General features: G+C 59.7%; 11 protein-coding genes. All 11 read right to left on the bottom strand.

Annotated features, from left to right (window positions below):
* Nucleotides 1-144: 144 nt before the first annotated feature.
* The 11 genes from T8T98_RS08165 to T8T98_RS08115 all read right to left on the bottom strand — a co-directional run bounded on the left by T8T98_RS08165 (nucleotide 145) and on the right by T8T98_RS08115 (nucleotide 14,490).
* Complete coding sequence (locus T8T98_RS08165) at nucleotides 145-1,098, bottom strand: cation diffusion facilitator family transporter (protein WP_224801000.1); 954 nt, start codon at nucleotides 1,096-1,098, stop codon at nucleotides 145-147.
* Nucleotides 1,098-1,964, bottom strand: a complete 867-nt coding sequence (locus T8T98_RS08160) for a hypothetical protein (RefSeq protein WP_224801001.1) — start codon at nucleotides 1,962-1,964, stop codon at nucleotides 1,098-1,100. Before T8T98_RS08160 ends, T8T98_RS08165 begins: the two co-directional genes overlap by 1 nt.
* Nucleotides 1,961-2,590 carry a cation transporter gene (locus T8T98_RS08155; protein WP_224801002.1) on the bottom strand — a complete coding sequence of 210 codons (630 nt, stop codon included), beginning with the start codon at nucleotides 2,588-2,590 and terminating at the stop codon, nucleotides 1,961-1,963. Before T8T98_RS08155 ends, T8T98_RS08160 begins: the two co-directional genes overlap by 4 nt.
* A complete protein-coding gene (locus tag T8T98_RS08150) occupies nucleotides 2,587-5,082 on the bottom strand; it encodes a heavy metal translocating P-type ATPase (protein WP_224801003.1) in 2,496 nt (831 codons plus the stop codon). Before T8T98_RS08150 ends, T8T98_RS08155 begins: the two co-directional genes overlap by 4 nt.
* A gap of 116 nt (nucleotides 5,083-5,198) precedes the next feature.
* Entirely contained in the window at nucleotides 5,199-5,624 is a 426-nt protein-coding gene (locus T8T98_RS08145) for a hypothetical protein (protein ID WP_224801004.1), read from the bottom strand.
* A gap of 13 nt (nucleotides 5,625-5,637) precedes the next feature.
* The gene (locus tag T8T98_RS08140; protein ID WP_219149915.1) at nucleotides 5,638-8,901 is read right to left on the bottom strand and encodes an efflux RND transporter permease subunit; all 3,264 of its coding nucleotides are present in this window, start codon (nucleotides 8,899-8,901) and stop codon (nucleotides 5,638-5,640) included.
* 37 nt (nucleotides 8,902-8,938) lie between these two features.
* Entirely contained in the window at nucleotides 8,939-10,087 is a 1,149-nt protein-coding gene (locus tag T8T98_RS08135) for an efflux RND transporter periplasmic adaptor subunit (RefSeq protein WP_219148248.1), read from the bottom strand.
* Nucleotides 10,088-10,098: 11 nt separating this feature from the next.
* Nucleotides 10,099-11,352, bottom strand: coding sequence for a TolC family protein (locus T8T98_RS08130; protein WP_219148250.1), 1,254 nt, complete (start codon nucleotides 11,350-11,352; stop codon nucleotides 10,099-10,101).
* 64 nt (nucleotides 11,353-11,416) lie between these two features.
* Nucleotides 11,417-11,716: a hypothetical protein gene (locus T8T98_RS08125; protein ID WP_251105510.1), complete on the bottom strand. Its 300-nt coding sequence runs from the start codon at nucleotides 11,714-11,716 to the stop codon at nucleotides 11,417-11,419.
* Between the two features lie 204 nt (nucleotides 11,717-11,920).
* Nucleotides 11,921-13,852 carry a cytochrome c/FTR1 family iron permease gene (locus tag T8T98_RS08120; RefSeq protein ID WP_322295497.1) on the bottom strand — a complete coding sequence of 644 codons (1,932 nt, stop codon included), beginning with the start codon at nucleotides 13,850-13,852 and terminating at the stop codon, nucleotides 11,921-11,923.
* On the bottom strand, nucleotides 13,849-14,490 hold the full coding sequence (locus T8T98_RS08115) for a cation transporter (RefSeq protein WP_219148254.1): 642 nt from the start codon (nucleotides 14,488-14,490) through the stop codon (nucleotides 13,849-13,851). The genes T8T98_RS08120 and T8T98_RS08115 overlap by 4 nt, the downstream gene beginning before the upstream one ends.
* Nucleotides 14,491-14,616 lie beyond the last annotated feature (126 nt).

Here is a 14,616-nt window from a genome sequence, read left to right as displayed (position 1 = left end):
AATAGCAGTAGTAGGCTTTTATGCCCATATCGGGTTAGGGCGGCTCGCGGTGCATCGGTTCCGGACTGCAATACCGTCCGTGACCGGCGCGCGATGAGGGCTCAGGGTCTGCGAACGGTCGGGCAGGAACAGGCCAGCGAAAGCTTAATCACCGGCCGTGTCTTTCCCGTTGTTGGGTGCCGGGTGGGCAGGGATCAGCGCATCATCGCAGTCCGTAGCGAGGCAGGGCTCGAAAGTGGCATGTGCGATGCCGAAATCCTTTTCCAGCATCGCCCGCGCGCGTCGCTTGACTCCCTCGAATGCTGTTTGGGAGTAATCAACAAGAGTGAGATGGGCTTCGAGCGCCCGGTGATGTTCTCCCAGATTCCAGACATGGACGTGGTGAATATCCTGCACGCCGCCAAGCGCGCGCAGGTTTTCAACCATCTGATCAAATTCCACCTCGTCCGGCACTGCTCCCATCAGCAGACGAACGGTTCGCGGTAGGAGCGTCGCGCCCTGCCAGATGACATAGGCCGCGATGATGAGAGTGATGATGAGATCGGCGACGACGAGATCGTATAGAATGATTAGCACTCCGGCGACGATCACACCGATCGAGGCCAGCGCGTCCGAAACATTATGCAGGAAGGCAGCCTTCATGTTAATGCTGTCATGCGCGCCGCGATAGACAATGAATGCGGTGACGAGATCGATGACAAGTGCGATCCCGGCAACCCAGATCACGGTCCAGCCTTCGACCGGCTGCGGCGCGGCGAAACGGTTGATCGCCTCAACGATCAGATAGAATCCGATGATCAGCAAGGTCGTCAGATTGATGAGCGCGGCGACGACTTCTCCCTGGGCGTAGCCGAAGGTCATCAGCTTGTCCGCCGGCCGCCGGCCTATGCGCCGCGCAAACCATGCAAGACCAAGAGAGGCCGCATCGCTGAAGTTGTGCAATGCATCCGCGATAAGCGCCAGTGACCCCGAAAGGATGCCGCCGACGATCTGGGCAAGGGTCAGGAGGACATTGATCGCGACCGCGAGGATCAGCTGACGATCGCTAAGGTTTTCCTCGCCGTGACTGTGGCCAGCATGATCGTGCGAGTGCGCCATCACTTCTCTCCGCTATTTACGATTTCGTTGCCGGCGGTATCCGGATGCTGAAGGATCGCATCGGAATTATCGATTGCTCCGATCGCGGCGTTAAATCCGACTGCAATCATTCCGAACATCGCAAGCCCGGAGATGAAGGCCGCGAGTGCTGCCAAATTCAAACCTCCCAGTCTGCCCGGGATTTGCAGCAAAAAATGAACCGACCAGATAAGAAAGTATCCTGCGAGTAGAATTGCCAACCGCGCGTCGGCTGTTTCGCTCATGCCGTGGAGAAGCCAAAACCCGGCTACCGCTGCGGCAACAAAGGCGAGTGACAGAAAAACATGGATCGCCAGACGATCCATGCGTTTCATCGCGCTGTCGCGAAATCCGGCTGTTGTCTTTCGCCCCACCAGGAAAAAGGTGATTCCAACCCCTAGTGTTGCTGCGAAACCGGCGAAGACAGACACGGCTGCTGCTGCACCCAGAGCGATGCCACCAAACCCCAGCGCAATACCGCCTTGAAGCGCAATGGTCATCTTCGGCCCGCGTCTTCCCACGGCGTCGGACAGGGTTCCAACTGAGTCGCGATGCGAAGCCCAGCCTCCGATCAGCACCGCCAGAAGATAGAGAGTCCCGCCAGCGGGGAGCAGGGCTGCGTCTATGAAGTCACCCCTTGCTTGTCCAACTGCAGGACCGGTCAAAACAAGCGCAAGTGCGGCAAGGGCGCCAGAGTGGACGGCCGCCGCGAACCCATTTCCGTTCGGGGTAGGCCCGTGCTTTTCTTCCCAGACAACGCCAGCACCCAGGCCGAGGCTTGCCAGCATCGCCAAGGTCAGGATCGCCGACAAATCCTCAGTTGCAAATATCTCGTGGACGAGGCTCATTCCCGTGTTTCGCCATGAACCGTTCCCGCCTCGTCGTGCTTGTCACTGTGCGCGTCGCGCAGGATATCGATCCCGCCGTAAAGAGCTATGCCAGCCACAGCGACGCCGACCACAAGGTCCGGCCAGTTCGCGCCTGTGATCATAACGATGACGCCAGCGATGATAATCCCGCCGTTCGAAATGAAGTCATTGAAGCTGAATGTGGTGGCGGCCCGCATGTTGACGTCCTTGTTCTGCATCTTTTGCAACAGGCGAAGGCAATAGAGGTTCACTATGCCCGCGACGGCAGCCATCGCGATCATCAGGATGCCACCCGGCTCAGAACCTTCAACAAACCGCCTAACGGCATCAGCAATCACTCCGCCGGCAAAGATCAAAAGCATGACGCCAGAAAAGCGCGCTGCGCCTCGCTTCCAAGAGCGCGGTCGACTCAGCGCAAGGAGACTGAGAGCGTAGACAAGCGCGTCCGACGAATTGTCGAGTCCGTTGGCCAGCAGCGCATTCGAGTCGCCAAAGTAGCCCATGACGAAAAACCCGACCGCAATCGCGACGTTAAGCCATAAGACGATCCATAATGTGCGGCGCTTGTCAGACGTATCCAGATTGAAGTTATCATCGCCGCTCATGCTTGCGTCTCCATTATCGCCTTTGCACCGCTCTTCTCTTTATACGCCAGAAGCCGGAGCGCGTTGGCGACCACGATCAATGTCGAACCTTCGTGAACCGCGACAGCGGGGCCTATCCCGAGACCGAAAATGGTCGCCGGGATAAGCACAGCGACAATTCCGAGACTGACGATCATGTTCTGCCGGATGATCGAGCGGGTCTGCCGGCTCAGATCGACGGCGAAAGGCAGCCGGGCAAGATCATCTGCCATAAGGGCGACATCGGCTGTCTCCAGCGCGACATCCGAGCCTGCGGCACCCATTGCAATCCCGACGGTGGCATTCGCCATAGCCGGAGCATCGTTGACCCCGTCTCCGACCATCGCAACCTTGTCCTGACCGGCAAGCTTGCGGATGGCCTCGACCTTGTCGTCGGGCATGAGATTGCCCCAGGCCTCGTCGAGGCCGACATCCTTTCCAACCGCATCGGCCACTCTTTGATCGTCACCCGAGATCATGATCATTCGGGTGATCCCGAGGCCGCGTAAAGCTTCGAGCGTCGCCTTTGCTGCCGCCCGCGGCGTGTCGAGCAAACCGATCGCTCCAAGATCGCGCGTTTCCGAGCGAACGCCCATTGTTGTCCGCCCGCGCTCGCGCATGGCCTCGATTTCTCCCGACAGGCCCTCACTGAGCGAAGGAACGCCGTCTTGGCCAAACATCTCGAGCTTGCCGATCCACACCCGCTCACCGCCAACAATTGCGGTGATGCCCTTGCCTGTGAAGCTTTCAAGATCGCGCGCTTTGGGCAGTGTCTCATCGCCGAGCTGCTCGCGGCCATCCTTGACGATCGCCTGTGCCAGAGGATGATCGCTCAGGCTTTCGGCGGCGGACGCAATCGCAAGCAACTCTCGTTCCGCCACGCCGGGCGCTGCCACAACATCGGTAATCCGGGGCTCACCTTTTGTAAGCGTACCGGTCTTGTCGAAAGCGATGGCTTTGAGCGCACCGAGATCCTCGAGCGGCGCGCCGCCCTTTACCAGAATGCCGCTGCGTGCTGCTCTGGCCACTCCGGACAAGACCGCGCTCGGGGTCGCGATCGCCAAAGCGCAGGGGCTGGCAGCCACAAGCACCGCCATCGCCCGGTAAAAACTGTCGCGGAACGGCTCGTCGATGACAACCCAGGCGAAAAGGAGCAGGCCGGCCAGAGCGAGCACGGCGGGCACAAAAATTCGCTCAAAGCGCTGCGTGAAACGCTGGGTAGGAGATTGCTGAGCCTCGGCTTCGCTCACCATTTGGACGACCTTGGCGAGGGTCGTATCGCTCGATCGCCGGGTCACTTCCACTTCGAGCGCGCCCGATCCGTTGATCGTCCCCGCAAAGACGCGATTGTCATCCGCAAGATTGTCAGGATTTGCGCGCGCAGAAGCGACATTCGAAACCGCGCTCTTGTCGACCGGCACGCTTTCACCGGTCACCGGAGCCTGATTGATGGCACTGACGCCGTCCAGGATGAAACCGTCAGCCGGAAGGCGTTCGTTCGGACGCACGATTACCACGTCGCCTAGCGCCAGCTCCTCGACCGGAACCTCAACGACGTCATCCCCACGTTTTACTCGTGCCGTTTCCGGCGCGAGCTCGGCGAGCGCCTCGATCGCCCTCTTAGCGCGCCCCATCGCGTAGTGTTCGAGCGCGTGGCCGAAACTGAACAGAAACAGCAATAGCGCGCCTTCGGCCCATTCCCCGAGAAAGGCGGCGCCTGCAGCGGCGACAAGCATGAGGCTGTCGATTTCAAACCGGCGCAGGCGCAAATTGTCCCACGCCTCTCGGACGGTAAAGAATCCGCCAAAGAAATACGCCGCGAGATAGCATGCGAATGGCAGCCATCCGGGATGCCCAGACCATAGTTTCTCAATCCCGAACCCGGTCGCGAGAAATGCGCCCGAGGCGAGCGAGAAATAGAGTTCGGTGTTCGCGCCGAAGATTCCGCCATGACTGTGTCCGGCATGATCTTCATCATCGTGACTATGGTCTTTGGAGGAGTGCTCGGCGTTCCTGACGACATCGCCCGCCAGAACCGACACGCCGAGGTTCTTGAGCTCGCCAGCAATCGTAGGCTCATCGGTTAGCTGACGGTCGTATTCGGCAACGAACCTCCCGCTCGCATCAGCATTTGCTTCGAGGATACCGGGTTTGCTCGCCAGCAGGTCCGCGACCGTTTGGGCACGGCGGGTGGAATTGATGCCATCGGCTTGCCAGACAACGTGTCCGTAGCGTTCGGAGATTTCCGCTCCGGCCACATGGGCCAACTCCTTGATGCGGGGGACAGTCAGGCGATCGGCATCGTATGATATCGCTAGTCGAGCGGATGCATTTTTCTCGCCCGGCAATATCGTGACCTCGTGCACGCCGATCCGCGAGTTGAGCAAAGACTGCAAGCGAGCGATGCAATGGTCTGTTTCGCTCGGGAGGTCGGGAAGGAGCGGTGAGACTTCGAGTTCGATGGTTCGCGTCATTGCCTATTGCTTCCCATTGGAAATTGACCGCTCCCGGTGCCGCAGACCCGTAAGCTTGCAGGTTCGCGAAACCCTAAAAGGGACTAGCGAAGCCCGCATATTGCGTAACGAAAGCGTCAATGTGCGTCCTGACCTGCCGGCACTTTCAGAGAATTCGCTGGACAGCGGTGAAACGTGCGCGTGACACCGCGATAACTGCGGGTTGTCAGTTTTTCGGCGGTGCGCTCTTCGATGGTAAGATGACGAACCCGCATCGGCCGTTCATGACCTTCGAATGGCATGTGCGCGTGGGTGTAAGCGATGGCATCGCCCTCGTCTCGCCAAATTCCGACGGCGGCGGGGGCACCGTCCGGAAGCTGCACTTCGGCATAATAGCCATCTGCGAAAAACACCCAGGCCGGTCCGCTATCACAAGACCGCGTTTCACCAAGGCTCCAGACACCGGCGATCGGAACAAGCGTGCTCTGATCCTGCGCCGATGCTGGAACACTTGAAAGTATCAGGGCGCCGGCAAGAGTCACTCTGAGCTGGCTACTAATCATTGATGCTCTCCATTCACGTAACCTCTTGCAGCTCTTGCCGTTCCTCGGGAGTGACGTTGCGGCGCAGGCGGTCCCACCAGCGTTGACGCCACGTCCGGTCATCCTTTCTGGTGGCGAAGACGAGCTTCAGGATCGCGGGAAGGACGAACAAGGTGAGCGCAGTGGCGGTGATCAGACCGCCAATGACCACCGTTGCTAGAGGCCGTTGAACCTCCGCTCCGGTACCGGTCGCGATCGCCATGGGGACAAACCCGAGCGACGCGACCAGAGCGGTCATCAATACTGGACGCAAACGCGCCAGTCCGCCTTCCACAATGGCCTCATCGAGCGCCATCCCCTTGTCCAGACGCTGGCGTATTGCAGTCACCATCACGAGACCGTTGAGGGTCGCCACGCCCGAGAGGGCGATGAACCCGACTGCCGCCGAAACCGAAAACGGCATTCCGCGCAGAGCCAGCGAGAAGATGCCGCCAGCGAGGGCGAGCGGGATCGCGCTGAAAACAGCCAGAGCGGGAACCCAGCCTCCGACTGCCATATAGAGCAACAGGAGAATAACCGCGAAAGCGATCGGGATAACGATCTGCAACCGTTCCTGCGCAGCTTGCAGGTTCTGGTATTGACCGCCCCACTCGATAAAGGCTGCAGCGGGCAATTCGACCTGCGCCTCGACATTCGCCCTCGCTTCCTCAACGAAGGATCCAAGATCGCGCTCGCGCACATTGGAGGAAACGATCACCAGCCTGCGTCCCTGTTCACGGCGGACTTCGGCAAGGCCATCCACAACCCGGAATTCAGCGACCGAGCGCAGCGGTATGGTTGCTCCGTTCGGAAGCAGCACCGGCAATGCACCAAGCTGATCGAAATCATCGCGTGTCGCATCCGAAAGCCGAACGACGACCTCGAACCTTCGATCGCCTTCAAACACGAGTCCGGCAGGCCGCCCGCCCAAAGCAATTGCGACGGATTGAGCGACGTCTTCGACCTTCAGCCCATATCGAGCGATCGTTGGACGATCGAAGGCAATATCAAGCGTCGGGAACCCGGTGACCTGCTGGACTTTGACATCCGCAGCTCCCTCGACCTCGCGCAAGATGCCGGCGACCCCGTTCGCTGCCGAGGTCATGGCGCTCAGATCGTCGCCGTAGATCTTGACCGCGACATCGCCGCGCACGCCAGCGATCAGTTCGTTGAAGCGAAGTTCGATTGGTTGGCTGAACTCATAGAGATTGCCAACCAGGCCTCCCAGAGCACTCTCCATTTCTGCCACCAGATCGTCTTTCGAAAGATCCGGGTCAGGCCATTCATCGCGCGGCTTCAGGATCACATACGCATCGGAGGCGTTGGGCGGCATCGGGTCGCTGGCCACTTCCGCAGTACCGGTACGTGAGAATACCAGCTGCACTTGCGGAAATTCCTCCAATCGATCTTCTACTCGCCGCTGCATCGCCAGAGACCGCTCGAGAGATGTGGAAGGGATTCGCAATGATTGCACCGCGATATCGCGCTCGTCGAGCTGCGGCGTAAACTCGCTGCCAAGGAAACTGAACACCAGAGCAGCAACGGCAAAAATGCCGGCACCGGCCCCGATCACCGGCCAAGGGCGGGCGATGGCTTTGCGGACAAGAGGCCCATAGCGTTCCTTGGCCATCCGGATCGGTTTGACTTCCTTCTCCGTCAGTTTTTTGTTCAGCAGGATCGCGATCATCGCCGGGACGAAAGTCAGCGAGAGTACGAATGCCGACGCGAGCGCCAGCATGACCGTGATGGCCATCGGCGAGAACGTCTTGCCCTCGACTCCGGTGAAGGTCAGCAACGGTGCGAACACCAGAAGGATAATCGCCTGACCATAGACAGTCGGCTTGATCATCTCCTGCGCGGCAAGCCGCGTTTCCGTCAGCCGTTCGCCAAGTGTCAGGAGCCGGCCCTCATGCTCCTGTCTGGCCGCAAGACGTGCCACACTATTCTCGACGATAATCACGGCCCCATCGACGATCAGACCGAAGTCAAGCGCGCCCAGACTCATCAGATTGCCTGACACTCCGAGCCGGTTCATGCCGATCGATGCCATCAGCATCGAAAAAGGGATAACCAGAGCGGCGATAATTGCGGCGCGTATGTTGCCGAGCAAAAGGAACAGGATGGCTATGACCAGCAGCGCACCCTCGACGAGATTCTTCTCGACGGTCGCGATCGTTGCATCGACAAGAGACGAACGATTGTAGACGATTTCGGCTACCACACCTTGCGGCAGGGAGGTGCGGACTTCATCAAGCCTCTCAGCGGCCTGGGCTGAAACAGTGCGGCTGTTTTCTCCTGCCCGCATGAGGACGGTACCAACCACAGCCTCGTCGCCATTCAGCGATGCAGCCCCGGTTCTGAGATCACCGCCAATGCTGACCGTTGCGACATCTCCCACGCGAATGGGAACGCCTTCACGTGTAGATATGACTGCTTGCTCGATGTCCTCGACACTGCCGAGCCGTGCATCGACACGAGCCAGCAGGGCCTCTCCTGATCGCTCGACGAAATTCGCGCCTTCGGCAAGGTTGGCGGCTTCCAGCGCTTCGATCACCTCATCGAATGAAAGCCCGTAGCCTGTCATGCGAGCAGGATCGGGCTGTACGAGATATTGCTTTCGGAAACCCCCGATGGAATCGACACCGGCGACGCCATCGACCGACCGCATGAGTGGAGCGACCACCCAGTCCTGAATGGTACGCAGATAAGCAGCCTTAGCGACATCGCTATCGAGCCTGTCACCGCGTTCGGTAACGAAGCTTCCGTCGGACTGCCAACCGACCGCATTGCCCTTCGGTGCTTCCTTGCCCCCCGGATGCTCGAACTCGATCGTATACATGAGCACTTCGCCCAGACCGGTCGAGATAGGTCCCATTACCGGTTCTGCTCCTTCGGGCAGCGAAGCGGTGATCGGCGTCAGGCGCTCATTGACCTGCTGCCGCGCGAAATAGATGTCAGTACCTTCTTCGAAGATTGCAGTAACCTGGCTGAACCCGTTGCGCGAAATCGAACGGGTCATTTCCAGACCATCGATCCCGGCAAGACCGGTTTCCACCGGATAGGTTACCTGCGTTTCGACCTGGGAGGGGGAAAGGGCGGGCGCTTCGGTATTGATCTGCACCTGAACGTTCGTAATGTCGGGTACGGCGTCAATGGGAAGCCGAAGAAGGTTCATCACGCCATAGATGGCGACACCGATCGTCAAAACGACCATGGCCCAGCGAAAACGCACGGCCATGTCGAGGATCATGCCGATCAGGCCGTGGCGGTGCGAGTGCTCCGTTTCCTGCATGCGATCAGTGTCCATGTTCGGCTTCCTCTTTTTCGAGTTCGGCTTTGAGCAGGAAGGCATTCTCGGTTGCGATCCGCCAGTTCGCTTCGAGACCGGATTCGATCACCACGCGGCCTCCGGAACGTGCGCCGGTCACCACCGGACGGGTCTGGAAGCCGCGGCGAGTGCGCACGAAAACCACTTCCTGGCCGTCGAGTGACTGCACCGCGCTTTCGGGCACCGACATGCGGCCCGTGTCGACCTCGCCCGAAGGCCGGATGCGCGCTTGCAGGAAGGCACCTGGTTGAAGACCGGGGATGGACCGCGTGAGCGAAAGGACTGCCGTCGCGCTGCGGCTCTCAGGATCGAGCGATGGCGTGACGGAGCGGACCCGCGCTCCGATCTCGCGGTTTTCTGCAAGTTCCAGCGTGGCTTCATCGCCTGGCTGAATACGGCTTGCTTCTGCAGAGGGGAGCGCGACTTCGATCTGCATCGCATTAGGATTCACGATTTGGTAGAGTTCCTCTCCCGCATCGACAAACGAACCAAGGACAATAGGCGCCGCCGTTACCCGTCCTGCAAGAGGGCTGGTAACCGCCAAAGACCGACCGTCGCCACTCACGCCCGCTGCCGCAACCGCTGCCTGCGCGCGGGACAGTTCTGACTGGGCGACCTGGAGATTGGCGCGCACCGCTTCGAGATCCTGCCGCGCCGTAACATTGGCTTCGAAAAGCCGGCGTTCGCGCTCATAGGCGGCTGACAATTCGTTGACGCGCGCGCGCGCCGCGCTCAATTGCGATGCCAAAGCTGCCGCTTCCGCACTTTCGATACGCGCAATGGTTTCACCCTGCCGGACGTAATCACCCAGCGTTTTTTGAACGCTCCGCACCACGCCCGCCGCTCGCGCATCGATCCGCGCGCTGCCTGTGGGGCTAGCGGCGATTGTGGCTGGGAACACTAGCTCTACCGCCGAGCCCTCACCAACGGTCTCGACCATGATTTCGGAGCTTCGAATCTGCTCTTCGCCGAGTAGGACCAGTCCTTCCGGGAGATCGCTTTCTTCGGTTTCCTCTTCGCTGTGCGGTTCTGCGCCGTTGTCCGGCCACAGCATTACAGCAGCCGCAAAAACAAGAATGATCAGGCCGATCAGTACAGCCAAACGCTTACGGTTCATGGGTATTTTCCTCATTGGGCGCCAAGCCAGATCAACTGCGCCGCCAGGCGACCGCGATCTTCCTGGGCTTGGATCAAGGCTTCTCGGATTGCATCGCGGGCTTCGGCCGCAGCCAGAACCTCGATCAGCGGGAACCTGCCGTTGCGATACCCAATCCGGACGAGGCGCAAGGCTTCTTCCGCTTGAGGCAGGGAGGTTTGGGACAGAGTCTCTACACGAGCCTCGGCGGCGAGAAAGCGGCCGCGCGCCTGGGTTACTTCGAGTTCGAAATCCGCGCGGGCGACAGCCTCGCGTGCGGAGGCCGCGCGGAAGCGGGCCTCGGCAGCGGCGATGTTACCCTGATTGCGATTGCGGAAAGGAAGGGGAATCGAGACGCCCACTAGGAAGGCTTGATCCCTGCTTTCCTCGAACCGCCTGACACCGGCGGAGATGGCCGGATCGGGAACACCCAAAGAGCGCTCCCTGTCGATCGCAGCGTCCGCCGCCTCGCGTTCGGCACGCGCAACTTGGAGACGCAAAGCAGAAGGCGATGCAAGAAGCATCGCAGGAGGTTCGATCCCGGGAAACGCCGATGGCACGTCCGGGGGAGGGGACGTTTCACCCCAGAGCGCCACCAACGCGCTCCGCGCCGCTATCTCTGAAGCTCGCGCGGCTTCAAACTCCGCCTCGGCTTCAGCAAGGGCCGCTTCTGCACGAAGCGAGCGCAGCGGCGGCTCGCGGCCAACTTCGACAAGCAGGCCAGCTATACGCGCGAGTTCGCGATTGCGTTCGACTACGTCGCGGGCAAGTTCCAGTCGCGCAGCTGAAGCGACCGCCTCGATGTAGCGTTCGCGCACCATGCGACTCAGCTCAGCGACCGACAATTCTCCAGAAAGCATTGCCACGCGCGCCTCGGCCTCGGCCGAGCGAATGCGTGCGCCCCGCTTGCCGCCTAGCTCGAGGCGCTGACTCAAAGACAACGTATATTCGGTTGCTTGCAGCCCTGAAAAGGCACCGCTTCCTGCGATGTTCTCCGCTTCAAAGGCAAGCTCAGGATTTGGCCGAAGCCGTGCCTGATCGATAAGCGCGCGTGCCGCGTCCGTTTCGGCCTGCGGCCCGATCAAACGCGGATTGTCTGATTGCACCTGCGCGCTTTCGTCCACACCCGCACGCGCGAGAGCTTCGTCGAGCGTCAACACGGCGCGATCTTGTGCACGCACCGCACCGGGCAGTACTGCGAGGCTCAGCCCTGCAAAAAGGGCGCCTCGCCAAATAATGGCAAACATGAATTGATTTTTCCTCTACTGACATGCCGAATGCGCGCCGACATTGCGGCGGCAATACTGGACGTCAGATTCGAGGAGGGGGCGTCAAAATCGCTTGCTGGACTGCAGTCAGGCCGACGGGTTCGAAGAAATGCTGTGCACCGGATGAACGCTCACCGGCCCCGATATCCGCATTACCTGCAAACTGGACTCCATGATGGCAATGGCCGTGGGCGCAGATGCCATGCTGCTCATTCGGGCTGTCCGGCAAGTCTTGACCAGTCTCGCTACTTGCAGCTTCGACACTTGTAAGTTCGCCAATTTCAGGCCCGCATACCGCCGCGTCCACGCTTACGCTGAACACCAGGCCGAAGAGAATCAGCATGGCGAAAAACGGCTTCAAGGCAAGAAGGGGCGTACGGAGGGTCATGACAATTTGGCCCCGCTAGCAGGACCAATCACATGGCACAAGTCGATATTCTCTTCGAATGCCGAAGCCGTCGCGCAGCTCAATGCATAAGAACGAACAAATGCGCTATTCATGTACCGACCTGGGTCGACACAAACGCCGTAATAGAAAGATATATTATCACACTGCATCGCGTGACCGGTCATTGTTTGATGCTCGGGTGTGATTAATCCAGAAACCAAGTAAAAGTGCGGATGCCATTGCAAATTGAGCGCCAATCACTTGGAACGTCGGATAAACTCCAAGCATACTTAGTCGCGGACCGCCGGCTATCTGTGCAATTCCGATCACACCCGCTTCCTGCAAACCCGCGATCCCTTTGCCAATCAGGACAATCGCAAGCAGGGCGATGAGCACCGAACTGTAGGCAAAGAACTTTCCGATCGGCAGCGTCCGGCTGTAGCGCAGCAGCAGCCAGGCGATGACGACAAGGAGCAAACCGGCCGTGGCAGCGCCCGCCAGCAGATAGCCCGTACTTCCCTGAGCGGACAGCGCAGCGTAAAAAAGGATGGTTTCGAAGACCTCTCTATAGACGACAAGGAATACGATCCCGAACAGAAACCAGAGCGATCCGCGCGAAAGCGCCTTGCCAAGCTTGTCGCGGATATAGCGCTGCCAATTGTCTGCCTGTGATTTTCCGTGCATCCAGACGCCAACCGACAGGAGGACCAGCGCTGCAATCAGCGCACCGAATGCCTCGATCGATTCCCGGCCGGCACCGCTGATGTCGAGAAGATAGGTCGCCGCAAGCCAAGTAAACGCGCCTGCTACCAGCGCACCGGTCCACCCGCCATGGACATAGGGCAATACCTCGGAGCGCTGCGACTTTTTCACAAAGGCGATCATGGCGATCACGATCAGCAATGCCTCCAGACCCTCGCGGAGGAGGATCGCGAAAGATGCCACAAAGGTTGACCATCCCGTCGCAGATTCCGGCGCAAGGACATTTTCAGCCTGTACGAGCAAACCCTCGATGGCCCGGATCCGTTCGCTTATCGCAGAGGTCGGCAGATCTGCGTCGATGGCTGCACGCAAGTCCATCATCCCGCTCTCGATACGCACCAGAAGATCCGGATTGCGTGTCGCCAATATCGGTTCGACGGGTTCGAACCCGTCCAAATATGCCGACAGTGCGAGCTCCTTGGCCCGGGAAATATTCCCGTTCGCGTGGGCGCGTTCAGCTTCTGCGAGCCGGGTACGTGTGATGCCAAGAGGCCCCGCTGCATCGGCGATCGCCGACGGGTTGGCCCGAAGATAGGCCATGAGCGCGTCCGCGCGCTCTTGCCCGATCTCTCCTGCCAGTTCGTCCGGCGTGATCTTCGTGAGAGCGGCAAGATCGGGAAAGCGTTTACGTAGTTCGGAATCTGACTTCCATAGACGCGCCCCTTCGTCCGCCGGCTCAAAGGCGACGGATCCCGAATAGAAGGCCAGGGCCCAACGATCGTCGGAGGAGAGCTGTGAGAAACCGGGCATGGCGGTGCCATCGATCCCTTGGTCGATAACCTGATAGAGACCCATGATGCTACGCTGGCGCGCGCGATCGACGTCGGTAAATGCGATCGGCGGCGGATCAAGGCCCGCAGACGCCGGCCCGCGACCGTTTCCTGACACCCCGTGGCAACTGGCACAAGTCTCCTGGTACAGCAGTCTTCCGCGCTCAAGATCGGGCGCCCTCGAAGGCGAGAGCGTGATCGGATAGATGGCTAGGAGATCCGCAGCGAGCTTTCTGGCTGCCGTGGCAACTTGATCAACGGGGGCCATCGAGAGGATATCGGCTTCAAGTTGCTTCGCGTTTGCCTCTAGCCGAACGCGACCGGGGCGTTCAGGCAATTCCGCAATACCCGATCGTACCGAACCGGCGAATTCGACCATTTCCTCATATTCGACTTCGTTGACGACTTCGCCGTCCTCGACGGCAGCTGCATAATCTACCGCCATGTAATCGAGCAGGCGCCAGATCGTGTTGGGTTCTGCCGCCAACGCTTGCGCGCTGCCGAACGACAACAGAAGGGCCAGGCAAATGCCGGACAGGCGCGCCAAATATTTCATCATGCAATCTGCTGCGTTTTCATATCGCTGCGCGCATGGCGGATAATTTCGAGAGCCGAATGGAGGAACAAAAATGCAATCGCAGCGGCCACGATGATATCAGGCCATGCGCTTCCCAACCAATAAACCAAACCGGCTGCGACAATGACCGCGACATTGGCCAGGGCATCGTTGCGCGAAAATAGCCATATCGCGCGCGCTTGAGCATCGCCTTCTTTGCGAAAGCGAGCGAGCACAAAAACGGCGGCAAGGTTGATAAGCAGGGCGACAAACCCCACCCAGCCCATGATTCCGGCTTCCGGTTGCACCATATCGAACATGCGCCATATCGCCGCGCCGATCACGCTCACACCAAGCGCCGCCAGAAACAAACCTTGCGCGAGCGCCACCCGAGCACGCGTCGATGCCGTCCATCCGAGCGCAAGCAGTCCGATGAAGGTGATCGAGCCATCGCCAAGGAAATCCAGCGCGTCGGCTTTGAGCGCCTGGCTCGCGGCTAAAAACCCGGCGGCCAGCTCGATCATGCCGAAACCGACATTGAGGATAATCACGATCCAAAGCGCGCGGCGGTATTGCGGATCGTCAACCGCCCTCTCGGGGTCGCCGGTGCAACCACAGTCTTCCGAATCATCTAAACTCATGATTTTTGAGCTTTACAATCTCCAGTTACTGGAGGATCAAGGACTTTCTGCGAACCTTTCGCAGAAAGTCTGACGGCCGATGTGCGATTGCGTCGCGGAGACACACACCCTGCGATGGCTATCATC

Source organism: Pelagerythrobacter marinus (genome assembly GCF_034375205.1).
Classification (GTDB): domain Bacteria; phylum Pseudomonadota; class Alphaproteobacteria; order Sphingomonadales; family Sphingomonadaceae; genus Pelagerythrobacter; species Pelagerythrobacter marinus.
Note: the sequence above shows the minus strand (reverse complement) of the source record. Positions and strands in the feature narration are given on the sequence as shown.